Source organism: Paraclostridium sp. AKS73 (genome assembly GCF_025671395.1).
GTDB lineage: Bacteria > Bacillota > Clostridia > Peptostreptococcales > Peptostreptococcaceae > Paraclostridium > Paraclostridium benzoelyticum.
Genome location: NZ_JAIXHU010000017.1, coordinates 38,768 through 64,689 on the forward strand (window position 1 = coordinate 38,768; position 25,922 = coordinate 64,689).

Sequence of the window (25,922 nt, forward strand, 5' to 3'; positions counted from 1 at the left end):
TTTGCGATAGAAAGTCTCAGGACTATAAAACAACCACGGGGGCGTAATGGTTTCGACGTGGGTTTGGCACTTGAGGCTGCGTGTCGTGTTACTCTGGGTCACGTAAAAACTGGGGAACTTAAAATAAACGCAAACGATAATTACGCTTTAGCAGCATAATGACTGCTCGTCCCGCCTAAGCCCTCCTGCCGGCCAGGCCTGGACGTCATTTATGCAGGGAACTACTTTCGGGGTGTCTCGACCGAGAGTGGACTAATTGGGACTGGTCAATCACAGAGCCTGCCACTGTGCGATGTGTGCGACGAGATTTAAAAATCAGATGGCTACGCACGTAGACGCAGCGAGGAAAGGACTTGCGGACAGGGGTTCGACTCCCCTCGTCTCCACCATTGAAATCCACGAAAATCCTATTGATATAATATCAATAGGATTTTTTATGCTCAAATTTAACAGATTATTATAAAAAATATATATGGATAGTAGATTTTTAACATATTACCTAAGTACAAAATTTATATACAGAGTAAATATTTTTATAAGTCATTATGTATAAATACAATGTTGAAGTAATTTTAAAAAAGATATTTTTTATTTGGGATAAAGTTATAGTGTAAAAGTAATTAAATTTCTATTATAGTTTTTATAAATTAAAATTTAGATTAAACGAAGTATAAGTTATTAAGATTGATAATATTAAAATTTATTAAAGATAAATAATATGGGTTAGAATGGAAATATAATATGAAAAGCTCTAAATAGAAGTATAGAATAGTCATGTAATATATTGTAAAATTAAATATATATAGCATAAAATTGGAAAATAAAACTCAGTAAGTTAAGAAAGATTTATAAAAATTATTAATAATATAAGTATATAAATATAGGGAGAAAGAATGAGTGTACAAATTGTAATACAAGAATCAAGTAATGGGGATTGTATTTGGGTAAGATTTGGTAAGGATAAAAAATATAATATTGTTATAGATTCTGGTCCTGGTGTATTTGCGGGCAAATTTAGACAAATGATAAAGCAAATAAATAGTAATGATGAGACTGTAGATTTATTAATATTGACTCATATAGATGATGACCATATAAATGGATTTAGAAAAAGTATTAATAGTATAGAAGGTAAAGACATTAAACGAATATGGTTAAATGGAGATCCAAAACAGTATTATTTAAATCAAACACACTCTGCCAAAAATGTTGGAGGGTTAGTGAAAGATATACGTAAAAAGCAGATAGAAATAGTCACGCCTATACTAGGAGGAACTACTGAGAAAATAGGAGATTCATATTTAACAGTATTGACGCCTACATATGATGATATGATTAATACATCAAAAACAATTGAAGATTTTACAAAGCATTCTAAATATAGTAAATATAGTTTAAATATTGATGATATAAATGTAATTGATAAATATTATCCAGATAAAAGCCCAACTAACAAGGCATCAATATCGTTTATTCTTTCATATTTAGATAAGAATATAGCTTTTCTCGGAGATGCACATGCAGAGGATATTTGCAACGGATTGATTAAATATTGGAATAAAGGCTCTATAGATATGGTTAAGTTATCTCATCATGGTAGTAAGCATAATACTAGTTGTGAACTATTAGCTTTGATGGAATGTGATGAGTTTATAATAACGAAAAAATCACCTATTCATAAGGAGACAATAAGTAGAATAGTAAGGAATAGAGAGATTGCAAAAGTATATTGTAACTATGACTGGTGGACAAGCACTAAATTTTTTACTAAACAAGACATAGATAAATACTTATCTACAGGAAAGTTGGATATTTCTGTGATAGATAGAAATGGTATTTTAATTTAAGGGTAAAGGAGGTTGAATATGGACCGAATAAAGTGGTTATCTGTTAGATTAGAAATAGAAAGAGAAAATAAAGAACAAGAGAGCATTGGTAGTGGGGTAATATGGAATCCTAAAGATAGTATATTTTCATATATTTTTACAGCAGCCCATGTAGTTGATGACTATATGGATGAGAAGTTAATATTCAATGCTAGATATTATAATGTGGATGGAGAGGAGTCAGTTACAAAACTACACAAAGAAAATATTGCTATTCATAGGGAATATAAAAAATGGGATTGTAGTAAATTTAGAGGCATGAATGATATAGCTGTAATAAAGTGTGAAAGAATCAATTCTAAAAAGATAGACTTTAAGATATCTAGTTCTAATGAAATTATTAAAGATAAAGGTTTAGTATTATATGGGTTTCCGAAGAAACTTGAAAATACAGAACTAAGTATTAATATGAATGAGTATACAGGTAAATTTCATAATATGGTAAATAAGGATGAATCGTTTAAATATAAATTGGATGCAGACAATTCATTGGATGTATCTATGAAAAATGAGGACTTAATAGGTACATCAGGTTCAGGCATATTCTTGTATGAAGAAGAACATATATTTCTAGTTGGGATTCATACACATGGAGTGGGTGAAGATACAACTATGAATATGGTGATAGGAATGAATATAGGGCTAGTGATAGATATATGTACAAATATGGGGTGGGATATTCCAAAGTTGGATACATTTTGTGAGGCTAGGCATGCAGAATGTGATAGTAATACCAATCAAGAGATAAAATCTAAAACATTTCAAATTTCAAGTATTCAGGAGTTTATTAGTGAATATGATTCAAATGAAACTTCGGCACCATTAGAAACTAATTTTCAATTTCGAGATAGTGAAATTAAAGAGCTAATATCATCTATTGGAGAGAACAAAGTCACTGTTGTATTCGGAAAATCGGGTGTAGGAAAAACAAGGCTCGTAGTAGAAGTTATAAAAAAATTACACGAACAAAATAAGTATAATATACTTTGCATACGTAGTAAAGATTTACCTATTTATGAGGATTTAATGATAAATATTTCAATACCGGGTAATTACTTGATATTTATAGATGATGCTAATGAACTAATAGGACTTAAGCATATATTGCATTATTTAGATATGTACAATAGAGGATATAACGTGAAAATTATTATGACAGTTAGAGATTATGCCAAACAGTATATAATGAGTGAAGTTAAACGATTTACAATACCAAAAAATATTGAAGTAGATAGCTTTAGCAATGATGAAATAAAGAAGTTTATTGAAGAAAATTTGGGTATCAAAAATGAGTTATATTTAAATCAAATAGCTACTATCTCGCAGGGAAATCCTAGAATAGCTTTTTTGGCAGGAAGGTTAGCTAAAGATAATCAAAGCCTTAAAAGTATTAAAGATGTAAGTCAGTTATATGAGATTTATTATGGAAGATATATTGATGGTAGTATAATATCTAAAGATGAAAAGGTATGTTTATCAGCAGGAATTATAGCTATATTAAATACAATAAATTTAGATAATTTAGAAAAGATTCAAGAATTACTCAGTTTAGTTAATATAGATAAAGATAAATTTATTAATAGTTTAAAGATATTACATGATATGGAATTTATATCAATACACTTTAATAAAGTTGTTGAAATATCAGATCAATGCCTATCAAATTATATGATTTATTATACTTTCTTTGAAAAAAAACTAATTTCATTTTCAAAAATTTTAGATGTAGGATTTAGGTATTTTAGAAAGGGAATAATTAAATCTATAAATATATTATTAAATATATTTAATTCAGAATATACACGTAAATATATATATGAACAAGTAAATATTGTTTGGACAATCTACGAAGAAAAGGACGAAAAAATATTTTTGAATTTTAAAAGTATTTCATAGCTTCAAGCCTGTAGAGTCATTAATATATATTGAAAATAAGATTAATCAGATGGATATTGAGGAGATTGATTTATTTAAAATAAACTTTGAAAAAGATAGAAGCTATGAGGATGATGATACTTTATCGGTTTTAGGTGGGTTTAAATATAGTGAATATGTATCAGAGGCAATAGAACTTATATTTACATACTGTAAAAAATGTCAAAGTCGAGTAATTAAAGCATCAAATATACTAATAAATAATTATGGAATAAATCATGAATCCTATAGAAATGATTATTATACAGCAAATATAATGGTAAAAACACTTTTGGATAATTGTAATGATAATGAATTAATAGAGAGGTTATTTATTAGAATTTCTGAAAAATTACTGCCTTTATCTATGTCATCAACAGATATAATCAATAACAAGACACTTAACATGTATACGATTACTATAGAATCAACAGAAGGTTCAAAGCAATACAGAAGTATACTATGGGAAAAGCTTATAGAATTAAGCATCAAAGATAAATATAAATATAGTATATTGGATATTATTTCAAACTATTCAAATAATTTGTACAATGAGATAGATAGCAAGGTATTAGAATTTGATTTACATTATATTGAAGAATTATTTGAAAATATAAAACCAGTAAATGCTTTAGAGGTAGCAAAATTATGTAGTCGAATAATTGAGGAATGTAAAAAAAATCAAATTGAAACGAGTAGCAAGTTTAAGAATATAACTAAATGCAATGATGATTATGATGTATACCTAATGTTATCAGAGAGGTATCATAAAAATGGTATTAGTTATGAGGAATCTATTCAAATTAGAAAAGATAATATAAAGTCCTATGCTAGAGCTTTAGATATAAATCATTTAGAGAAAAATGTAATTATCTTTAATGATATTGTTAAGCAATTGCCTAATGAAGAATGGTGTATTAATGATGGAGTTGGTATTTTTTTAGATTACCTAAGCTATAATAAAGCTAAATATTTAAAATTTATAGAACTCTATATTGAGAAAGGTGAAAATTTAAACGTTTATCCAGGACCAATTATAAAACAATTATTTTATTTTATGGGTATAGAAGCTACATTTGAATTTATAAACAGTAATGAGTTTGTACAGAAAAATAAATGGGAGTTTGTATTTTTTGAATCATTGGAATTAGATGTTTTAAATAATTATTGGTCGAATGCATTTCTAGAATACTTAGAAAAAGATAGTGATAAAGATATAAAAAAATCATCATATCGAAACTTGAAATTCTTAGATAAATATGCAACCGTTGATTCAGATATATATATTAAAGCTATAAGAGTTATAAATAATAAGTTTAAATATAGCCCTTTTATTTTATCAATTTATTTACATTTATTTTTCAATGAAAATGTATTTAAACCAGATGAATTACTAAATATGTTTACTGATGATTTAAATCTTCTTCAAGAGATATACTTTAAGCTGACATCGTACGATAATCATATTGATTATTCTGGTATTTATATTAAAACATTTGTAGAGCTAGATAAGTCTTGGATTGAGCAATATATCATTAATATTATAAATAATATTGATGATATAAGATATGATGTACCTGATAGAATTTCAGCTTGTTGGGTAAGTGAAGATTATAAGTATATATTTGATAAGATATTTTATGAAATTGAAAGTAAGTGTTCTTTTTGTACATGGAAATTAAAACCCTTCTTTAGTAAAGTACTGTCTTACAAAGATAAAGAGTCAGAGAGATATAAAAATCAGATAAGCTGGTTAGAGAGTATAATTTTAGATAATTATGATAATGACAAAATAATTTGTATATTTGAGATTATTTCAGAATTAAATGAAGATATTCGAATTAAATGTATATTGCAGTTCTTAAATCTAAATAGTGATTATAGTGTATTCGAGAAACTAGAGCTTGAAGCTAACCATTGGGGTGGTAGCGGAAGTATGATTCCATACATGGAGGAACGGATAAAATTTTACGAATATCTACTGAATCAAGTTAAGGGAGTAAAAATGCTACGACATAGAAAACTTATTTTAGAAAAGATTGATAGGTGGAAAAATATGATAGAAAATGAGCAGATAGTAGAAATTTTAGAAGAAAAATATAACTAAAACATATAGTCATATAAGTAATAATATTAATATAAAACTAAGTATAATAGTAGTGCTTTTCTAGATAATTGTATTTACTATTATATTTGTAAATAATGATGATATAAACTAACTGATAATCTAATTTTTAATATGAAATTGTAACAAGCTTTAAGGTAATGTAAAATAAATATAATTAGATTACGCTTAAATCGTGGGCATTATTCCTGCGATTCGTCTCCACCATTGAAATACACGAAAAGATATTAGTAAATTACTAATATCTTTTTTTACTTTAAGAATTATAGCATGGAGATAGCAGTGTATGATATATTTATATAGATTGAAAATTATTAAAAAATAAATACATGGGGGTGTAATATAATGAGAAACATTGTACCTTTTGAAGATGTATCAGGCTCCGAGCGAAGTCTATAATAAAAACTTGTTTGGAGCCGCATTTAACATAGATACGGCTAATATAGCCATAATAGATTTTGCTCGACTATATACACATAAAAGTAGATAGGGGCAAATGTTATGAAATACGAAAATGCAAATAATATATTACCGTCACACGTTTTAGAGATGCTACAAGAATATATTGATGGAGAATATTTATATATACCAAGAAAACATAACAATAAAAAATCTTGGGGAGAAAAAAGTGGATTTAGAGAAGACCTGAACAATAGGAATAGAGAAATAATTAATGAATATAACAAAGGAAAAACAGTAAAAGAAATATCAAAACATTATTATCTTACAGAACATAGTATTAGAAGGATTATTAGAAATTATAATAAATAACAACAAACTAAGTGTCTTAAAGTTATAAATAAATTACTTAAGACACTTTTTTAGTACAAAAATAACATAGAACTATATATGTACTTAGTGTGATTTGATAGTAAATGATAAGATTAAATATATAAGATAATAAGGAGGCGTAAGTCATATGATAAAAAATATAGTAAATGAAGATTTAAATAGAATAATGGATATATGGTTAGAAAGCACTATAAAAGCTCATGATTTTATATCTAAAGAATATTGGCACAATAGCTATAATACTGTAAAGCATGTATATATACCTATGGCTGAAACATTTGTTTATGAAGATGATAAATGTATAAAAGGTTTTATAAGTATAATAAATAATGAATTTATAGGGGCATTATTTGTTGCTACAGATTATCAAGGTAGTGGGATAGGTAAAGAATTAATAGATTATGCAATAGATAGATACAAAAAATTAAAATTAGCAGTATATAAGGATAATGAAAAATCAGTAGAGTTTTATATCAACAGAGGATTTAAAATAGTAAAAGAACAAGTAAATGAAGATTCAGGATATGGTGAGTATATAATGGAAAAAACTTTCTAAGTGTATTATGTTAAATTTATTTTTAATATAGTATAAGTATAAAAAGAAATTATAATCTAGTGGAGTAGAGTGTGACTTTCTATGTAATTAATTTAATATTTGAATACTTCTATCTCCTTCCCTATTATAAGTAGTTTTGTAATTCAGTGCAGAAATCATCACTTTTAGATTGAAATTTCTATTGTATTTTAATACAAATTAGAGAAGTATTCCGATAAATATTTAATCGTGGTATTATTTTGTGAATCGTCTCAACTATTGAAATACACGAAAAACACATTGATAATTTTATCAATGTGTTTTTTTCTTTTAGAAATTAAAAAAATGCAAGTGAAAAAATTATAAAGGAATCAATAGAAGTATCACTACAAGAAAGATGATTTATGACTAAGATGTTTTGTCCGTATGGTAATAATATATGACCATATAGTTAATAATAGTTGTTTTATTATCATAGTTTAACTATTATGAAGTATATGGGAGGTGGAAAATGAATGTTATAGTTGAGGAACAAGAAGATTTAATTGAAGATCAAGTTGTTATATATTGTAGAGAAGAAAATCAAGAAATAAGAAAGATAAAAGGGTTTATAAAAAATATAAATACGAAACTATGTACATCTCTAGATTTTAAGAAAGTAATGATTACGCCTGACGAAATTTATTATATAGAAAGTGTAGATAAAAAGACTTTCGTATATATAAAAGATAAGGTTTTAGAATGCTCACTAAAATTATATGAGATAGAAGATAGATTTAAGGAATTTTCTTTTTTTCGTGCAAATAAAAGTACTATAGTCAATGTAATGTATATAAAAGATATAAATATATTATTAAATAGAAATTTGCTTGTAACACTTGAAAGTAAAGAAAAAATTACTATATCAAGGAGAAATGTAAAAGATTTTAGAAAATTAATTGGTTGGGAGTGATATGATTGAATAATAATGAGGGTAGTTCAAGTAAATTAAAAGAATTAATGAATGTAATACTATTTGCTTTTTCAGTTATAGGGGCAATTGTAGTACTTGCATATATTTATAAGGATGCTAATGGATTTGATGTTATGCCGCTGGCATTTATAAATAAGGTAATTGTATATGTATCATTTTTTGCTTTAGCAATAATTATATGTTTCACTGATATAATTCCTATAAATATATCACAAAGAACAAAGATAATAGTAACGATTACTGCTTTTTATATTTTAACCATGAACTCACTGAGCCATTATAGTGTAGATCCAATGGGGAGTATTGAAAATTTCATAATATGTACAGTGTGGTACTTTTTTATGGTAGGATGTGTAATAGTAGCGTGGAATATATATGAGACTATAACTTCAAATAAGTATAATAAATACCTTAAGCAATATCAAAATCTTAAGAAATAAAAATTATGAAGCAAATTATTAAAGTGGGAGAATATGAATAAAGAACCCTATCTAAAACAAATCGAGCAAAAGAAAGTTACACAAAGAAAACGTTGACAAAAAAGATGCTATGTTCTATCATAGTAATTGGAATTAGGTAGTAATTGTTTAAGTACAAGCTAAGCTTATTCATTAATAATAGCAGTATCCTAGGAAGGAGTCTGCCCATTATTATGAATAAGCTTTTTTTATACTTAAAAGGAGGCTAATCATGATAATTAATAAAATATTAAACAACAATGTTGTAATTACATCAGATGACAATGATAAGGAAATTATTGTAATAGGTAAAAGTATTGGTTATCAAAAACCAAAAAGGTGATTCAATAGATGAAAATGGTTACGTAGAAGATGATTACAGAATCGATTATTTAAGAGAACATATAAAAGCGATGCATGATGCAGTTTCGATAGATGGAGTAGATTTACTAGGTTACACGACGTGGGGGCCTATTGATTTAGTAAGTGCTGGAACAGGTGAAATGGAAAAGCGTTATGGATTTATATATGTAGATAGAGACAATAGAGGTAATGGAAGTTTAAGAAGAAGTAAAAAGAAAAGTTTTGAATGGTATAAGAAAGTTATAGCTTCAAACGGTGAAGACTTATACTAAATGATAAACAATATTTAATATGGAAACTTATAGTAAATAAAAGCTCCAAATATACTAATTAATATAGCATCAGAGTTATTTAATAACAAATTTAAAATTTCCATACTTCCACCCACTTCCTGTTTGGAAGTAGGTTTGATTCTTAGTACAAAAATTAATTTAAGTGTAAATGCTAGTGAAAAAACACATTGATATAATAGTCAATGTGCTTTTTTATTAGCAGAAAAGTTTAGACATTAACAATATAAATCTTACTAAAAAGTAAGATTTATATTGTTAATGTAAGTTTAAGGTCATGGTATGCAAATTATAGATAGAGTAAATTATATATAAGGAATAGAAAAGGAGATTAAAGTATGAAAAAAATAAGTAAATTAGTTTTAGGAATAGCAGTAACATCATTATTAATAGTGGGAGTTCAAAAAGGAATAAAGTATTACTTACAAGGCCCTCCTAGAGAGTTTAATTCAATATTAATAAGTGGTGAGTTAGAAAATGTAAATAAAGGAAAAGAAATATATAAAGATAACACAAAATATGCAAAGGACTATAAATATAAAATAGTTACGAATACAGAAAAAGTGTTAGATGAAAAAGGAAATGTAGAAGTTGGAGAAAATGGAAAGGAAATATTAGTTGAAAATAAATTCTTAGTAATCACTAAAGATACGGCAAAAGAAATGTTAAAAGATCAAGTATTACGTACGTTAAAAAATCCAGGGAGTGGTAGTATAGAAACTAAACTTCTTGAAAGTATACCAAATATAGATACAGATAAAACTATATACTTTGGAGATGAGAACAAAGATAAGAAATTAGAGATAAATAGAAAAGATATACCTTTAGAGTATGGTAGCTATTCATGGGTAGGATATTATCCATCAGAGCAAGGTAGCTTAATAGTAACAGATAATGAAACTTATAAATCTATAGAGGATAAAGAACAAATCATCAGTTTAATAAAATTTGACAAAGGTAAAAAAGATTTAAGAAATGCTAAAGATAAAGAAGAAATTAAACAAAAACTATCAAAAGCACAAATTACAGAAATAAACTATGCAAATGTAGAAAAATAAAGGGGATAGACTATGGAAATTTTAAGAGTTGAAAATCTAACAAAAACTTATGGTGAAGGCGAAAATAAAGTTGAGGCACTAAAAAATATAAACTTATCAATAAATAAAGGAGAGTTTGTAGCAATAATAGGTGCATCAGGCTCTGGAAAAAGTACATTATTACACTTACTTGGAGGATTAGATAGACCAACTACAGGTAAAGTAGTTATCGGTGAAAAAAGCATATATGACTACAATGATAACGAATTATCAATATTTAGAAGAAGAAAAATAGGTTTTATATTTCAGTTTTTTAATCTAATACCAGTCTTAGATGTGGAAGAAAATATAGAGTTACCAGTTATATTAGATAATGAAAAAGCAGATAAAGAATATTTAGATGAAATCATAAATATTCTAAACCTTAATGAAAGAAGAACACATTTACCGTCTGAGTTATCAGGAGGACAACAACAAAGAGTATCTATTGGACGAGCTCTTATTAATAAGCCGAGTATAATACTTGCAGATGAGCCAACAGGAAACTTAGACTCTAAAAACACTAGAGATGTTATTGATCTTTTAAAATTTACTGCAAAAAAATTCAATCAAACACTTATATTAATAACACATGATACAAACATAGCTACAATGGCAGACCGTGTTATAACTATAGATGATGGTAAAATAGTAAATGATACAAAAACAGAGAACTAATGCATTAGGAGGTGATATTTTTGATTAAAAATTACAAGACAATAAGTAACAGATATATTAAACAAAACAAAAAGCGTACTACATTAACTCTTATAGGTATTATATTATCTTTAGCCTTGATTTCAACAATGGGATTATTTGCAAATGGTACTAAAAAATCTCAAATTGAACAAACAAAACAAAGTCAAGGTGATTCATCTCATATAATGTATAAGACTTATGATGATAATATATTAAATAAAGTAAAAAATAATCCTAATATAATGCATTATGGAAATGTATCTACAGGAAAAGATATAAAATATAATGACATTACGCTACAAGAACAATTTGTTGATAGAGGGGCCAATGAAATATTAAAGTACGGATTAAAAGAAGGTAAAATGCCTACTAAAGAGGGTGAAGTGTGTATAGATGAATGGACTAAGCCACATATTAATTCTAACTTAAAAATTGGTGATAAAATAACTATTGATCAAAATGAATACAAAATTGTAGGTTTCTTAAAAACGTATGAATCTATGCAACGTAACAAAATAAGTAGAGCTATTATATTTGATGAGAGTAAAAAAGATGGTAAATTAATGGTAGAGATAAATCCTGATGGTGAATTTAGTGAAACACTTGAAATATTAAAATCTTTAAGTAATAAACAAAATATAGAAGAAAATCAATCTTTAACAAGATTATATCAAGTAGATTCTAATAAATATATGGTTGTTCTTATAGTTATTGTAACCGTTATTGTATTAATAGCTACAATTATTGTTATATATAACTCATTCCAAATAAATGTAGCGGAAAGAATTAAGCAATTTGGATTGCTTAGAAGCTTAGGAGCAACTAAGAAACAAATAAAATCTATTGTGTTTAGAGAAGCAACAATATTATTAATGATAGCTATTCCTATTGGTTTATTATTAAGTATAGGAACAATATATGTACTACAGGCAATTTTAAATTCACTACTTAAGGAAAATAATCTTCTTTCTATTGTAAGCATTGATATAAGACATTAATTATAAGTTCCACAATAATTATAATAGCTGTTTATATATCAAGTTTTTTACCTGCTAAATATGTAGGAAATATATCGCCTTTAATGGCTATTAGTAGTAGAATAACAATAAGAAAAGAATCTATTAAAAAAAGAAAAATAAAACTTTAAAGAAATTCTTAAATTTTAAGGTGCTAATGGCGCTTAAAAATTTAGGTCGTAATCCTAAGAGATGTACAGTAATGGTATTATCTTTTGTAGTAAGTTCAACTTTATTTATTACATTTACTACATTAGTCCAAGATGTAATTATGTTAAAAGGAACAAATTATGAATATCAAAATATTGATTTAGAAATTACTACTAATACGGAAATTGATAATAGTAAAGTTGATAAAAATCTAATAACTAAAATTGGGAACTTAGATAATGTTGATAAAGTTTATTTAAAATATCCATTAATTACTGGAAAATCAGAGATTACATCAGATAAAAAGATACAAGAGGCTGGAGACATATATGAATCAGAGAATATTAATGGTAATGCAAAGGAATTTATGTATACTCAAATCAATGTATATGATAAAAATGCATTGGATTTAATTAAGAAATATAAAATAAGTGGACAGGTTAATCTTGACGAAATAAACTCACAAAATGGTGTAATATTAATATCTAATGGAAGTGCAAGAGACAATACTAATAAACAAAGATACAGAGGGAAATTAACCAATTACAAAGTAAATGATGAAATTACTTTAAATGATGATAATGGAAAAGAGTATAAAGTAAAAGTAATGGCTATAATTGAAAATAATATTTTCGAAAGAGATGTTCCACTAAATGCTTTATCTTTAATAACAACAGATGAAGTTAGAAATAATTTAACAAAGCAAGATGTGGAAATAGCTAATATAGCAGTAGATTTAAAGGACTCAGAATTACACTTAAAAAATTATGAAGAAATTTATAATATGATACAAGATAATCAAGAATATAGTGTAGTAGATTGGGTAGATGTTAATACTAATGAAAAAACTGGAACGTTATTAATACAAGTATTAGTTTATGGGTTTATATTTGTAATTACTTTAATAAGTAGTATAAATATCATAAACACGATAACAATGAATATTACACTAAGAAGAAAAGAGTTATCTGTATTCAAATCTATAGGTATGTCTCAAAAAGACTTAAAGAAAATGATAATGTATGAAGGGGTATTTTATGGATTAGTTGGAGGAACAATAGGTTCTATAGCAGGATGTGCATTTACTTATATTATATACGATGTTTTATATGATATAGCAGGACTTACATGGAAACTACCTTTAAAATTATGTATAATAACTATTTTGGTATCTATAATAATAAGTTTTTTATCTGTACTGATACCTATGAAAAAATAGAAAAAGATAATGTAATAGAAGCTATAAGAGAGGGGTAACGATTAAGGAGGATTTGAATGGATAATATATTATTTGTAGAAGATGATGTTTCATTAGGTTATGCACTAGAATTTTCATTAACTGATGAAGGTTATAATATAACAAGAGCTTGTACTATTGATGAAGCCAAAAATTGCTTTAACAAAGAAGAATTTAATTTAATACTTTTAGATGTAAATTTACCTGATGGAAGTGGTTATGATTTTTGTAAATATGTTAGAGAAAAATCAAGTATACCCATTATATTTTTGACAGCATTAGATGATGAAGTTAATATTGTAATGGGGTTAGAAATAGGAGCAAATGACTATTTAGCAAAACCATTTGGTGTTAGAGAATTAGTAGCTCGAATTAAAGTTCAACTACGATCAAATAAAATAAAAGAATTAAAAAATATTTTAATCAGTAATGAGATAACTGTTAATATGTCAACAGCTAATGTATATAAAAATGATGAACTTTTAAATATAACAGCATTAGAATATAAATTATTAATATTATTTATGAAAAATCCTCTGAAAAATTTAGAAAGGCACGACATACTTGGAAGTATTACAGGTAGCAGTGATGATGTGTTTTTGATGAAAATACCCTATCAGTATATATAAAAAGACTGAGAGAAAAAATAGAAGATGACCCTAAAAATCCGAACTATATTATAACTAAACGTGGTTTGGGTTATAAGTGGGATATAGAAGTAAGGAGTGAATAATATTGAATAGAGTTTTTATAAATGAAGAAATCAAAAAAAGTACTATTATATTAACACTAATCCTTACTTTATTTATGTCACTACAATTATGGATGTATAATGATTATATTAAAAAACAAAAGCAAGATTATATTGGTATAGTTGGAAGTATAATATCAAAAACTGTAAGTGTTGATCCAAACCTAGAGTCGAAAATAATCTCTATAGTAACGCAAAATATTAGTGAAAAAGATAAGGAATCTGGTCGTGAGATTTTAAAACAGTATGGTATAACAGATAAACTTAGTAGCAATTTATTCCCTAATATTACCGATAATTATAATGTTATAATATTAAGTCTGATTTTATCAGTTTTATTAATTATATTAAATTATATACAGTATATTTACTTTTTTAAGAAAGTGAGAAATCTAACACTAGCGGCAAATAAAATATTAGATGATGATTATGCTCATATAATAAATGAGGATAAAGAAGGTGACTTTTCTAAACTAGCTGTAGAATTTTCAAATGTTAGAAGAATAATTAAAAATAATATTAGCAATACTCAAAAAGAAAAAGAATACTTAGTTGAATTATTGCAAAATATATCTCATCAATTAAAAACAAAGCTGGCTACTATGATTTTATATAATGATATATTATTAAATAGAAAAATAACAGAAGAACAAAATAAAATTCTTAAATGATAATAGAATTCAGCTTAATAATATGAATGTTATGATTCAGAGCATATTAAAATTAGCAAAGTTAGATACAAATACAGTTGAGTTTTGTAAAAAAGAACAAAGTTTAAATCAAACTGTAAAAGAAGTAGTATACAACTTTGAGGAGTTTGCAAAAGAAAAAGATGTTAAGTTAGAATTAAATAATTGCGACAACATTATATTAAATCAAGATAAGTTTTGGTTAAAAGAGGCATTTAATAATATTTTAAAAAATGGTATTGAACATACACCAAAAGGTGGGAGTGTAAAGGTAAATTTAATAAGTAATTCTGTATTTTACAAAGTAATAATACAAGATACGGGTGAGGGAATAGAACAAAGTGAGATAAGAAAGATATTTAATCGATTTTATAAAAATAGTACTTCAAGTAAAAGAGATTCAGTAGGTATAGGAGTGGCAATATCTAAATCAATTATTGAATCTCATAATGGATATATAGATGTTAGTAGTGAAAAGGGAGTCGGAACTACTTTTTCTATAACTTTTATGAAGTATTAGTATATAAACTTTTCAAAAGTATCATTTGATGCCAATGTATAGTGTTGTTCAAAATGTAATGATGATACTAATGACTTTAGAAGACTGGCTTGTTTCGCATGACAATTAAATTAGATATAGAAAGTATATTATGGTAAGATGAGTAAATGCTATCTAAAAGTGAGCATTAGAAAAAGGTATTGACTAAACTGTCAATATCTTTTTTGTATTTCTAGAGTTGGCAACAACTTGACGTTGATTTGATAAATATGATCATATTATGTGTATTTAAAAAAGTTATAATTAAAAGCCTATTTACATAATATGTAATGAAACATTTAGTACTTAAAGGGGGAATCATTACATGAGAGAAATAAGATGTCCATTTACAGGTAGAGTAAGCAACGCTGTATCAGTAGATGGAAACTCAAATAAAGATTGGTGGCCTAATCAGCTGAACCTAGATATTCTTCATCAAAATTCAAGCCTTAGTAACCCAATGGGGCCTAAGTTTGACTATGCTAAAGAATTCTGTAAGCTTGATTTTTATGAATTAAAAAAAGATTTATATAATTTAATGACAGATTCAAAGGATTGGTGGCCAGCAGATTTTGGTAACTATGGACCACTATTTATTCGTATGGCATGGCATAGTGCAGGAACTTACAGAGTAGGTGATGGAAGAGGTGGAGGTGGTGATGGATCACAAAGATTTCCACCATTAAATAGTTGGCCTGATAATATTAATTTAGATAAAGCTCGTAGATTAATTTGGCCAATCAAACAGAAATATGGTGATAAAATTTCATGGGCAGACCTTATGATATTAGCAGGAAATTGTGCTTTTGAATCAATGGGACTTAAGACTATTGGATTTGGGGGAGGACGTGAGGATGTTTGGGAACCACAAGATACTTACTGGGGTTCACAGACTAAATTGCTTGGAGACAATAAAAATCCTATAAGTGGTAAACTTGAAAACCCACTTGCTGCAACTCAGATGGGATTAATTTATGTAAATCCAGAAGGACCTGATGGAAAACCTGATCCGGTTGGATCAGCAAAAGATATTAGAGAAACATTCTCCCGTATGGCTATGAATGATGAAGAAACTGTGGCACTTATAGCTGGGGGTCATACATTTGGTAAGTGTCACGGCGCAGCTCCTGCAACATATGTTGGTCCGCCACCTGAAGCTGCTAGTATCGAACAGCAGGGACTTGGTTGGAAAAACAGCTATAAAAGTGGTAAAGGGCCTGATACAATCAGTAGTGGAATTGAAGGTGCATGGAAGCCAAATCCAACAAAATGGGATATGGGTTATTTTAAAGTATTGTTAAGATACCAATATGAGTTAGTTAAAAGTCCTGCAGGAGCGTATCAGTGGATAGCTAAAGATGTAGATGAAGAGGATATGATTATAGATGCACATGATCCATCTAAGAAGCATCCGCCTATGATGACAACAGCTGACTTAGGTCTTATCTACGATCCTATATATAAAAAAATTGTAGAAAACTATTCAGAAAATCCTAAAAAATTTACTGATGATTTCGCACGTGCTTGGTTTAAATTAACACATCGTGATATGGGTCCTATTTCACGATATCTTGGTCCAGAGGTTCCTTGTGAGGAGTTTATATGGCAAGACCCTGTACCAGAAGTCGATTATGAATTAATTAATGAAGGTGATATCAAATATCTTAAAAAGAATATCTTAGATTCTAAATTATCAATATCAGAGCTTGTCTATACAGCTTGGTCATCTGCATCAACATTTAGAGGTTCTGATAAACGTGGTGGTGCAAATGGAGCTAGAATTCGACTAGAGCCACAAAAAAATTGGGAAGTTAATGAACCACAGCAATTAGATTATGTTTTACATATTCTTGAAGAAATAAAAGAAGATTTTAATTCTTTACAGTTAAAAAATAAGCAGGTATCTTTAGCAGATATGATTGTTCTTGGAGGATGTGTAGGTATTGAAAAGGCAGCAAAAAATGCTGGATATAAAGTTAGAGTTCCTTTTATTCCAGGACGTACAGATGCATCACAGGAACAAACTGATATTGAATCATTTTCTGTGCTTGAGCCAAAAGCAGATGGATTTAGGAATTATTTAAAATCAGATTATTCAGTGCGTGAGGAAGAATTATTAATTGACCGTGCACAACTTTTAACTTTGACTGCTCCCGAGATGACAGTTTTAATAGGTGGTATGCGTGTATTGAATACAAATTATGGAAAGTCTAAGTATGGTGTTTTTACAAAGAGACCAGAAGCGCTTACAAATGATTTCTTTGTAAATCTTTTAGATATGGATACAGTTTGGACACCTACTTCTTCTGATGAAAAGGTATTTGAGGGACGTGACAGAGAAACAGGAAAGTTAAAGTGGGAAGGAACAAGAGTTGATCTTGTTTTTGGATCTAATTCTCAACTTCGTGCTATTTCAGAGGTGTATGCAAGTGAAGGTTCTCAGGGTAAATTCTTAAAGGATTTTATATGTGCTTGGAATAAAGTAATGAATGCAGACCGTTTTGATATAGACAAATCTAAAAAATAGAATAATATTATTCCTGTGAATTGTCTCAAACATTCAAATACACGAAAAAGTCATACTATGATAGTATGATTTTTATAAAAAATAAAGAAATATCATTAATATTAATAAATAAAATAGTGAAAAAGCAAAAGCATTAAATAAAACAAATAAACGTAAAAAATTTATAATAAAGATAAGACTATTAAATTAAGGCTATCCTATAATATTGCTTATTTAAGTAAAAAAGAACTTTCAAAAGATGAAACTCTAGATTATATTGATATAATAAGAATAGGAAAGGGGGAATTTGGAGTGGAAAAAATTATTTTAATAGAAGACGACGAAAAAATAAGGATTGAGCTAAAAAATTTCTTAGTTAATTATAACTACGAAATAGTAATAATGGAGGAATTTGAAAACATAGTAGAAAATACATTAAATGAAAAACCTCATTTAATATTACTAGATATAAATCTACCAATATGTGATGGATACTATATATGTAGAGAAATAAGAAAAAATCGGATGTACCAATAATAGTAGTAACAAGCAGAGATACAGAAATGGACGAGCTTATGAGTATGAACTTAGGAGCTGATGATTTTATAACAAAGCCATATAACACACAAATACTTTTAGCTCATCTAAATTCAATATTAAGAAGAACTTATAAAAATACATCTGTAGAAACACTTACATATAAAAACTTAGAATTAGATTTGGGGAAAAATAGTATCTATTTTGATGATAAAGAATTAGAACTTACAAAGAATGAATTTAGAATATTAAATTGTTTAATGAAAAATAAAGGCAAAATAGTATCAAGAGGAGACTTAATGGATTATTTATGGGATTTAGATTTATTTATAGATGATAATACTCTAACCGTAAATATAAATAGACTTAGAAAAAAACTAGAGATAGTAGGGTGTAATGACTATATACAGACAAAAAGGGGAATAGGCTATATAATGCCGTAATTTATGAATATAAAAGAGTATATAAAAGATAAACAATTTTACATAGTGCTTAGATTGTCATTTTTAATTTTTGTAGTATATGTATTAGGCTTATTACAAGTAGAAGATATAACTATAAAATTTATAATAACTCTATGGGTGGTACTAAATGCAATTGAAATAATCCATGATTACAATAGAAAATCAAGATATTATAATGAGACTAAAAATATATTAAATGATTTAGATAAAAAATACCTGTTACCTGTTGTAATAAATAGACCAGAATTTATTGAAGGACAATTATTATATGATGTGATCAGTGTTACAGATAAGGGAATGCATGAAGAGGTAAATAAATATATATTTATACAAGAAGAATACAAAGAATATATAGATATGTGGGTGCACGAAATTAAAACGCCTATAGCATCCAGTAAACTAATAATAGAAAATAATAAAAATGAACATACATTAAGCATACTAGAAGAAATTGAAAAGATAGAAAATTATATAGAACAAGTTTTATATTACTCTAAAAGTAATGAACTAGAAAAAGATTATATAGTAAAAGAAATAAGCTTAAGGCAGTGTGTAAATAACACAATAAAAAGAAATAAAAAAGCTATAAGAGATAAAGACATATCAATAGATATACAAGATTTTAATAAAAATGTGCATTGTGACAACAAATGGGTGGAATTTATATTAAATCAAATCATAATAAACTCAGTAAAATACATTGGAAACAAATCTACAAATAAGAAACTAGATAAAGCACATGGAAAAATAAAAATTTATATTGAAGAACATAGCAACAGCACAGAGTTATTTATTGAAGATAATGGCATAGGTATAGATGAAAAAGATTTAAGGAAAGTATTTGAAAAAGGATTCACAGGATTAAATGGAAGAAAGCTTAAAAAATCAACTGGAATGGGGTTATACATTTCTAAAAAACTGGCAGATAAAATGTCTCTAGGAATATCAATAGATTCAAAAATAAATGAATACACAGTAGTTAAAATCACCTTCCCAGAAAATAATATGATGAAAATAATCAATAATTAATTTTGTATAAAACTTACATTGGTGTAAGTTTTATGTAAGGTTAAGTTATTAAATAAAGACTCTAAATACTATAATCTATAGTTATAAAGTAAATCCATTATCTAGCAATAGAAGATAAAAACTACATAAGAAAATTTAGTTTATTAATAGGTAATAGATTATAAATTTTAGGGGGAGGAATATATGAACACAATACTAGAAGTTAAAAACATAGAAAAATACTATGGAAATAAGAAAAATCTAACAAAAGCAATAAATAATATATCATTTGAAGTTGATAAAGGTGAGTTTGTAGGAATAATGGGGCCAAGCGGAAGTGGAAAAACTACCTTATTAAACTGTATAGCAACAATAGATAAAGTAACAACAGGGTCTATAAAGATAGATGATAAAGATATAACTACTTTATCTAGAAAAATATAGAGAAGTTTAGAAGAGAGAATCTAGGATTTATATTTCAAGACTTTAATTTATTAGACACACTATCTGTATATGAAAATATATCATTAGCGTTATCAGTTATAGGGGTTAAAGGAAAAGATATAGATATACAAGTAAAGCAAGTTGCAAATAAGTTAAATATATCAGATATACTAAATAAATTTCCTTATGAAATATCAGGAGGTCAAAAACAAAGAGTAGCATCGGCAAGAGCGATAATCACCAATCCATCGTTAATATTAGCAGATGAACCAACTGGAGCTCTAGATTCTAAATCCTCAAGAATATTACTTGAAAGTATATCAAATTTAAATGAAACTTTAAATTCTACAATAATGATGGTTACTCATGATGCTTTTACAGCGAGTTATTGTAAAAGAATATTATTTATAAAAGACGGGAAAATTTTTAATGAGCTTATAAGAGGAAACGATAGTAGAAAAGAATTTTTCAAAAGAATTTTAGAAGTAGTTACACTTCTTGGAGGTGACTGTGACAGTGTTATTTAAGTTATCTTCAAGAAATGTAAAAAGAAGTATAAGAGCCTATAGTATATATTTTCTTACACTAGCATTAGGAGTTTGTGTATTTTATGTATTTAACTCATTAGATTCTCAGACTATAATGATGGATTTATCAGAAAGCAAAAAGAATTATGTAGACCTAATTTCACAAATAATATCTGTAGTTTCAGGATTTGTATCTTTTATTTTAGGATTTTTAGTAATATATGCAAATAGTTTTATGATAAAGAAGCGAAATAAAGAATTTGGTATATATATGACTTTAGGAATTAGTAAAAAAAAGATATCGATAATTTTATTTACTGAAACTATTATAATAGGAATATTGTCATTATTAGCAGGAATTTTTGTAGGAGTATTTTTATCGCAAGGATTAGCAGGAATAACTGCAAAACTATTTAAAACTAATATGATTAAATACCAATTTATATTCTCTAAAGAAGCTTGCTTAAAAACAATATTTTATTTTGGGATAATATTTATGGTAGTTATGGTCTTAAATTTTATAGTGGTATCAAGATATAATTTGATTGATTTGATAAATGGGTCAAAATCTAATCAAAAGCTTAAAAAAACAAATTTATCTATATCGGCAATACTATTTATTTGTTCTATAATTTGTTTAGGATACTCTTATAAACTTATACTAGAAAATCCGTTAGTTAACTTAAATGCACCAGAGTTTAAAAAGTCTATATGTTTAGGAATTATAGGTACGGTGCTATTCTTTAGAGCATTGGCAGGATTTTTAATAAAAGTTATCCAAAGTAGTAAAAATTATTATTTAAAAAATCTCAATACTTTCACACTAAGACAGTTTAATAGCAAAATAAATACTCATTATATATCTATAAGTATAATATGTTTAATGTTATTTGTAGCAATAGGGATGATGTCAACAGGAATAGGTATGAAAAATTCTTTTGAAAATACAGTGGAATTTCAGACACCATTTGATATGTCGATGAGTGTAGAAGTTAAAGGAGAAAAAGACAATATCGAAATTGATCAATACCTAAAGGACTATGGAATAAACTTAGGTGATTATGGGAGTGATATTTTAAAGTATAATTTATATAACAGTGAGATGCCTTTCAAGAAGATGTTTAAAAATACTAATAATCAGTTTTTGCGTGAACAAATAGATGATATGCGTGATTTTAATGTACCTATAATCAAAATATCTGATTACAATAAGATTATGAAAATGCAAAATAAAAAAGGTTTAGACTTAAGAGAAGATGAAGTTACACTACTTACTGATATGTCATCGATGGAAGAAGCAGTAAAAGATTTTATAGAAAACAATGATGATATTGAAATAAATAATAATACACTTAAAGTAAGTAAATCATATGAATTTGAACCAATTAAAACACTTCCGATGAATATGAATTTTACAACTTTAATAGTTAATGATAATCAAGTCAAAGATATGAATATTTATGAAAAAATTTAAGTCTTAACTATAAAGGAAATAAATTAGATACAGAAAAAATGGTATCAAAAAATATTGAAAAAGTAATAGACGATACATATGGAAAAGAGAATTCGCATAAAATACTTGCTATTACTAAGATATGGTGTTTTGAAAATAGTATGGCAACTTCAAATATATTCTTGTTTGTAGGACTTTATATAGGAATAGTATTTTTAATATCTAGTGCAGCAGTGCTAGCCCTTAGCCAACTAGCTGGTGCTACTGAGAGTATGGAAAGATATAAGACACTTAGAAGGCTTGGCGTAAGCACGGAAATGATAAATAAATCGATACTTTTACAGGTTTTACTATACTTTATACTTCCTATTGGACTTGCATTGGTTCACAATATATTTGGTATAAAAGTAGCAAATAATTTTATCAAAATGTTTGGAGATTATGATATGATAAGCAATAATATTATTTCAATAAGCTCAATATTAATAATATATGGGATATACTTTTTAGCTACATATAGTGGATATAAAAGGATAGTTAATAATGATTATTAATAGATTTATTAAGCTTAAGAATAATATAAAACTATAAAATACTTAAAATTTAAGTACTAATAATAAATATATATCGTTATTTTAAAAGATATGATGTATAATAGAAAAGATAAGCACTTTTTATGTTTAGATATTAAATGGCATAGGAAGTGTTTATTTTATTTTGTAAACAATTTAGATTAATATAAAAGGAAACAAAAAGGAGATATAAATGCTATTTACAGATTTAGACATAATTAAGCCAATACAAAAAGCACTAAAGGAAGAAGGATATTTAAACCCAACACCAATACAATCAAAGTCAATAACACCATTATTAGAAGGTAGAGATTTATTAGGATGTGCACAGACAGGTACTGGAAAAACAGCATCTTTTGCAATCCCTATAATACAACAAATATATAATGATAAAAAATCACTAAAAGGTAAAAGAACTATAAAAGCGGTAATACTAGCACCTACAAGAGAATTAGCAATACAAATAGAAGAAAACTTTGCAGCTTATGCAAGACATACAAATATAAAAAGTTTAGTTATATTTGGAGGAGTATCTCAAAATCCTCAAACTAAAGCATTAAAGCAAGGTGTAGATATACTAATAGCAACTCCAGGTAGAATGCTTGATTTATATAATCAAAAATTTTTAAAATTAAATGATGTTAAACACTTTGTTTTAGATGAAGCTGACAGCATGTTAGATATGGGTATGATACATGATGTAAAAAGAATAATGAGCTACCTTCCGAAGGTTAGACAAAATATATTCTTCTCAGCTACTATGCCAAAGGAAATATCAAAATTAGCAGATTCAATATTTAAAAATCCAGTTAGAGTAGAGGTTGCACCAGTTTCATCAACAACTGAGATGGTTGACCAAAATATTTACTTTGTAAGTAAAAAGCAAAAGACAAACCTACTTATAGAGTTATTAAAAAGTAACCCAAAAGAATCTGTACTTGTATTTTCAAGAACAAAACATGGAGCAAATAAAATAACACAACAGTTAATATCATCATCAATAAGTGCTGCTGCAATACATGGAAATAAGTCACAAAATGCAAGACAGCTAGCATTAAATGATTTTAAAGAAGGTAAGATTAGAGTACTGGTAGCAACTGATATAGCTGCAAGAGGAATTGATATTGATGATCTACCATATGTAATAAATTATGATTTACCAGAAGTTGCAGAGACTTATGTTCATAGAATCGGAAGAACAGGAAGAGCGGGAAGAAGTGGTAGAGCAACAGCATTTTGTGCAATGGAAGAAAGAGATCTTTATAAGGCTATAGAAAAACTTATAAACAAAAAGATTGAAGTTGTAGAAAATCACAGCTTTGCATCTAGTGCAGAGGATATAACTGTATCAGGGAATAAGAACAATAGAGGTAGAAAAAGACCTAACAGAAATAACGGCAATAAAAGCAAAGCTAAATTTACAAATAAAAATAAAAGTAAAAATTAAAAATAGTTGGAAGATAATCTTAATATAAGTATGATTAGTTTATGTCATTGAAATTTATGAAAAGGTATTGATTTTTTAATCAATACTTTTTTTATTACAAGGGGATTTATATGTAATTACAATAAAGTATATACGATTAGGAAAATGGTTGCCTTGATTTTGGGTCGTAACTGCTATATACTATAATTAAAATTACAAATAAAAAAGAACCGTCTTTAGAGAAGGGCTTTTAGTATCGCGCTTATTGCGTTGTATGAAGAGTCTTTTTTTTTATTAGGGTTCAAAACAATTAAGACTTTTACATTGAAGTACTTTTGACAGTCTAGTTTTAAATAATTTAACTTCTATCGATTGTTTCATTGCAACGTACTGCGTTGCAATTAGGCATATATTATAAAATAATTAGGAGGAAACAAAATGGAAACTATTAATGTTCAAAAACGTAATTTTAATTTAAAGGCAAAAAAAATGAGACGACTCGGGTTGGTTCCTGGAAATGTATTCGGGAAATCTTTGAAAGATCCAATATCTATTCAAATGGAAGAATCTGTTGCACGCAGATTGATTCGTCTAAATCGTGAAGGTAGTAAAGTGGTGATGAATATTGAAGGACAAACAATGCCGGTACAAATCAAGGAAAAATCAATGAATAGAGTGAACGATGAAATTTTAAATATTAGTTTTCAAGCATTAAGTGCAAATGAAAAAGTAAACAGTGTAATTCATATTATTGTTGTCAATGATGCAAAAATCCAAGGGGTAGTGGAGAAAATGCAGCTTGAAATTCCATACACATCTTTACCTAAACATATGATTGATACTATAACTATTGACGTTGATGGAATGAAGGCAGGTAATGTTATAACTGTTGGAGAAATTCCTGAACTACAGAGTGACAAAATTGAATTACAAGTTGATCCAGAAAATATCGTATTACGTATAAGTGAGAAACAGAATAATGCTTTGGAAGCTGTTGAAGGATAAATAAATATTAAGAAAATATAATTATAGAAAGAGTTTGGATTGTTATACACTTTGGTGTAAAAACATGAAAAGCTCTTTTTTTATTTTTGAGAGGGGAATAACAAATTTATAGTACGAACTGCCTTTTAGAAACATTTTAATTGAAAATTAGTAAATAAGCGATAATATAAGAAAGTTAGCTAAAAGAACCTAAAAAATACATAAAAATAACAATATTCTACAAAAATAAAGGCAAAATATGGTAATATATATAAGCGGGTAAATGATTCAAATTAATTTTTAGGTTCTGCTAATTAGATATGTCTACATCCTATAATTTGATGTTTATGTAAGCTAATAAGTAAATTAACAGAATGAAATATTTATTAGGAGGGAACTTATGCAAATAATAAGTTATTTAATTCCAGGTATTTTGCTATCTTTAGTTGATTATTTTTTATTTGAAAATAATAAAAACCTTTGGCTATTATAAAATTATTATTTTTATT

General features: G+C 27.0%; 24 protein-coding genes, 1 other RNA gene and 2 pseudogenes. All 27 read left to right on the forward strand.

Annotated elements, in window-relative coordinates; all coding sequences use genetic code 11:
- Positions 1 to 37: 37 nt before the first annotated feature.
- Positions 38 to 389, forward strand: a transfer-messenger RNA (tmRNA) gene (gene ssrA / locus LEQ07_RS10825).
- Positions 390 to 893: 504 nt separating this feature from the next.
- Positions 894 to 1,847, forward strand: coding sequence for a ComEC/Rec2 family competence protein (locus tag LEQ07_RS10830; protein WP_263330672.1), 954 nt, complete (start codon positions 894 to 896; stop codon positions 1,845 to 1,847).
- 18 nt (positions 1,848 to 1,865) lie between these two features.
- On the forward strand, positions 1,866 to 3,782 hold the full coding sequence (locus tag LEQ07_RS10835) for a serine protease (RefSeq protein ID WP_263330673.1): 1,917 nt from the start codon (positions 1,866 to 1,868) through the stop codon (positions 3,780 to 3,782).
- Positions 3,783 to 3,831: 49 nt separating this feature from the next.
- Positions 3,832 to 5,907 carry a hypothetical protein gene (locus LEQ07_RS10840; RefSeq protein WP_263330674.1) on the forward strand — a complete coding sequence of 692 codons (2,076 nt, stop codon included), beginning with the start codon at positions 3,832 to 3,834 and terminating at the stop codon, positions 5,905 to 5,907.
- A 519-nt stretch (positions 5,908 to 6,426) separates the two neighbouring features.
- The gene (locus tag LEQ07_RS10845) at positions 6,427 to 6,696 is read left to right on the forward strand and encodes a CD3324 family protein (protein WP_046822902.1); all 270 of its coding nucleotides are present in this window, start codon (positions 6,427 to 6,429) and stop codon (positions 6,694 to 6,696) included.
- 148 nt (positions 6,697 to 6,844) lie between these two features.
- Positions 6,845 to 7,273 carry an N-acetyltransferase gene (locus tag LEQ07_RS10850; RefSeq protein ID WP_046822901.1) on the forward strand — a complete coding sequence of 143 codons (429 nt, stop codon included), beginning with the start codon at positions 6,845 to 6,847 and terminating at the stop codon, positions 7,271 to 7,273.
- Between the two features lie 490 nt (positions 7,274 to 7,763).
- Entirely contained in the window at positions 7,764 to 8,204 is a 441-nt protein-coding gene (locus tag LEQ07_RS10855) for a LytTR family DNA-binding domain-containing protein (protein WP_046822896.1), read from the forward strand.
- Between the two features lie 5 nt (positions 8,205 to 8,209).
- Entirely contained in the window at positions 8,210 to 8,665 is a 456-nt protein-coding gene (locus LEQ07_RS10860) for a hypothetical protein (protein WP_263330675.1), read from the forward strand.
- Between the two features lie 250 nt (positions 8,666 to 8,915).
- Positions 8,916 to 9,026: a CAT RNA binding domain-containing protein gene (locus tag LEQ07_RS22560; RefSeq protein WP_263330676.1), complete on the forward strand. Its 111-nt coding sequence runs from the start codon at positions 8,916 to 8,918 to the stop codon at positions 9,024 to 9,026.
- Positions 9,025 to 9,318, forward strand: a pseudogene (locus LEQ07_RS10870) (family 1 glycosylhydrolase); the annotation flags it as partial. The gene LEQ07_RS22560 and the pseudogene LEQ07_RS10870, both read left to right, overlap by 2 nt.
- 356 nt (positions 9,319 to 9,674) lie before the next feature.
- The gene (locus LEQ07_RS10875) at positions 9,675 to 10,394 is read left to right on the forward strand and encodes a lipoprotein BA_5634 family protein (protein WP_263330677.1); all 720 of its coding nucleotides are present in this window, start codon (positions 9,675 to 9,677) and stop codon (positions 10,392 to 10,394) included.
- Positions 10,395 to 10,406: 12 nt separating this feature from the next.
- Entirely contained in the window at positions 10,407 to 11,090 is a 684-nt protein-coding gene (locus LEQ07_RS10880) for an ABC transporter ATP-binding protein (RefSeq protein ID WP_263330678.1), read from the forward strand.
- Between the two features lie 20 nt (positions 11,091 to 11,110).
- Positions 11,111 to 12,109 carry an ABC transporter permease gene (locus LEQ07_RS10885; RefSeq protein WP_263330679.1) on the forward strand — a complete coding sequence of 333 codons (999 nt, stop codon included), beginning with the start codon at positions 11,111 to 11,113 and terminating at the stop codon, positions 12,107 to 12,109.
- Positions 12,110 to 12,284: 175 nt separating this feature from the next.
- Entirely contained in the window at positions 12,285 to 13,496 is a 1,212-nt protein-coding gene (locus tag LEQ07_RS10890) for an ABC transporter permease (RefSeq protein WP_263330680.1), read from the forward strand.
- A gap of 56 nt (positions 13,497 to 13,552) precedes the next feature.
- Positions 13,553 to 14,143, forward strand: coding sequence for a response regulator transcription factor (locus LEQ07_RS10895; protein ID WP_317852071.1), 591 nt, complete (start codon positions 13,553 to 13,555; stop codon positions 14,141 to 14,143).
- Between the two features lie 17 nt (positions 14,144 to 14,160).
- Entirely contained in the window at positions 14,161 to 14,247 is an 87-nt protein-coding gene (locus LEQ07_RS22565) for a hypothetical protein (RefSeq protein WP_317852072.1), read from the forward strand.
- Positions 14,248 to 14,249: 2 nt separating this feature from the next.
- Positions 14,250 to 14,936 carry a hypothetical protein gene (locus LEQ07_RS10900; RefSeq protein ID WP_263330681.1) on the forward strand — a complete coding sequence of 229 codons (687 nt, stop codon included), beginning with the start codon at positions 14,250 to 14,252 and terminating at the stop codon, positions 14,934 to 14,936.
- Between the two features lie 22 nt (positions 14,937 to 14,958).
- Complete coding sequence (locus LEQ07_RS10905; RefSeq protein ID WP_263330682.1) at positions 14,959 to 15,474, forward strand: sensor histidine kinase; 516 nt, start codon at positions 14,959 to 14,961, stop codon at positions 15,472 to 15,474.
- Positions 15,475 to 15,817: 343 nt separating this feature from the next.
- Positions 15,818 to 18,019 (forward strand): catalase/peroxidase HPI, encoded by a 2,202-nt coding sequence (gene katG, locus LEQ07_RS10910; protein WP_263330683.1) that lies wholly within the window; start codon positions 15,818 to 15,820, stop codon positions 18,017 to 18,019.
- A gap of 291 nt (positions 18,020 to 18,310) precedes the next feature.
- A complete protein-coding gene (locus tag LEQ07_RS21375) occupies positions 18,311 to 18,535 on the forward strand; it encodes a response regulator (protein ID WP_332843104.1) in 225 nt (74 codons plus the stop codon).
- 26 nt (positions 18,536 to 18,561) lie between these two features.
- Positions 18,562 to 18,978, forward strand: a complete 417-nt coding sequence (locus LEQ07_RS21380; RefSeq protein WP_332843105.1) for a response regulator transcription factor — start codon at positions 18,562 to 18,564, stop codon at positions 18,976 to 18,978.
- 3 nt (positions 18,979 to 18,981) lie between these two features.
- Positions 18,982 to 20,028 (forward strand): sensor histidine kinase, encoded by a 1,047-nt coding sequence (locus LEQ07_RS10920; RefSeq protein WP_263330684.1) that lies wholly within the window; start codon positions 18,982 to 18,984, stop codon positions 20,026 to 20,028.
- Positions 20,029 to 20,211: 183 nt separating this feature from the next.
- Positions 20,212 to 20,978, forward strand: a pseudogene (locus tag LEQ07_RS22570) (ABC transporter ATP-binding protein).
- On the forward strand, positions 20,968 to 22,452 hold the full coding sequence (locus tag LEQ07_RS10930; RefSeq protein ID WP_263330688.1) for an FtsX-like permease family protein: 1,485 nt from the start codon (positions 20,968 to 20,970) through the stop codon (positions 22,450 to 22,452). The pseudogene LEQ07_RS22570 and the gene LEQ07_RS10930 overlap by 11 nt, the downstream one beginning before the upstream one ends.
- Before the next feature lie 38 nt (positions 22,453 to 22,490).
- The gene (locus LEQ07_RS10935) at positions 22,491 to 22,985 is read left to right on the forward strand and encodes an FtsX-like permease family protein (RefSeq protein WP_263330685.1); all 495 of its coding nucleotides are present in this window, start codon (positions 22,491 to 22,493) and stop codon (positions 22,983 to 22,985) included.
- 211 nt (positions 22,986 to 23,196) lie between these two features.
- Positions 23,197 to 24,450: a DEAD/DEAH box helicase gene (locus LEQ07_RS10940; RefSeq protein ID WP_263330686.1), complete on the forward strand. Its 1,254-nt coding sequence runs from the start codon at positions 23,197 to 23,199 to the stop codon at positions 24,448 to 24,450.
- 417 nt (positions 24,451 to 24,867) lie between these two features.
- Positions 24,868 to 25,434, forward strand: a complete 567-nt coding sequence (locus tag LEQ07_RS10945; RefSeq protein WP_046822884.1) for a 5S rRNA E-loop-binding protein — start codon at positions 24,868 to 24,870, stop codon at positions 25,432 to 25,434.
- Positions 25,435 to 25,922: the final 488 nt, after the last annotated feature.

Excerpts from the sequence above, each read along its gene's own strand:
- LEQ07_RS10830 (WP_263330672.1), top strand. The coding sequence starts at position 894 with ATGAGTGTACAAATTGTAATACAAGAATCAAGTAATGGGGATTGTATT.
- LEQ07_RS10835 (WP_263330673.1), top strand. The coding sequence starts at position 1,866 with ATGGACCGAATAAAGTGGTTATCTGTTAGATTAGAAATAGAAAGAGAA.
- LEQ07_RS10840 (WP_263330674.1), top strand. The coding sequence starts at position 3,832 with ATGGATATTGAGGAGATTGATTTATTTAAAATAAACTTTGAAAAAGAT.
- LEQ07_RS10845 (WP_046822902.1), top strand. The coding sequence starts at position 6,427 with ATGAAATACGAAAATGCAAATAATATATTACCGTCACACGTTTTAGAG.
- LEQ07_RS10850 (WP_046822901.1), top strand. The coding sequence starts at position 6,845 with ATGATAAAAAATATAGTAAATGAAGATTTAAATAGAATAATGGATATA.
- LEQ07_RS10855 (WP_046822896.1), top strand. The coding sequence starts at position 7,764 with ATGAATGTTATAGTTGAGGAACAAGAAGATTTAATTGAAGATCAAGTT.
- LEQ07_RS22560 (WP_263330676.1), top strand. The coding sequence starts at position 8,916 with ATGATAATTAATAAAATATTAAACAACAATGTTGTAATTACATCAGAT.
- LEQ07_RS10875 (WP_263330677.1), top strand. The coding sequence starts at position 9,675 with ATGAAAAAAATAAGTAAATTAGTTTTAGGAATAGCAGTAACATCATTA.
- LEQ07_RS10880 (WP_263330678.1), top strand. The coding sequence starts at position 10,407 with ATGGAAATTTTAAGAGTTGAAAATCTAACAAAAACTTATGGTGAAGGC.
- LEQ07_RS10890 (WP_263330680.1), top strand. The coding sequence starts at position 12,285 with ATGGCGCTTAAAAATTTAGGTCGTAATCCTAAGAGATGTACAGTAATG.
- LEQ07_RS10895 (WP_317852071.1), top strand. The coding sequence starts at position 13,553 with ATGGATAATATATTATTTGTAGAAGATGATGTTTCATTAGGTTATGCA.
- LEQ07_RS10905 (WP_263330682.1), top strand. The coding sequence starts at position 14,959 with ATGAATGTTATGATTCAGAGCATATTAAAATTAGCAAAGTTAGATACA.
- katG (WP_263330683.1), top strand. The coding sequence starts at position 15,818 with ATGAGAGAAATAAGATGTCCATTTACAGGTAGAGTAAGCAACGCTGTA.
- LEQ07_RS21380 (WP_332843105.1), top strand. The coding sequence starts at position 18,562 with ATGGACGAGCTTATGAGTATGAACTTAGGAGCTGATGATTTTATAACA.
- LEQ07_RS10920 (WP_263330684.1), top strand. The coding sequence starts at position 18,982 with ATGAATATAAAAGAGTATATAAAAGATAAACAATTTTACATAGTGCTT.
- LEQ07_RS10935 (WP_263330685.1), top strand. The coding sequence starts at position 22,491 with ATGGTATCAAAAAATATTGAAAAAGTAATAGACGATACATATGGAAAA.
- LEQ07_RS10940 (WP_263330686.1), top strand. The coding sequence starts at position 23,197 with ATGCTATTTACAGATTTAGACATAATTAAGCCAATACAAAAAGCACTA.
- LEQ07_RS10945 (WP_046822884.1), top strand. The coding sequence starts at position 24,868 with ATGGAAACTATTAATGTTCAAAAACGTAATTTTAATTTAAAGGCAAAA.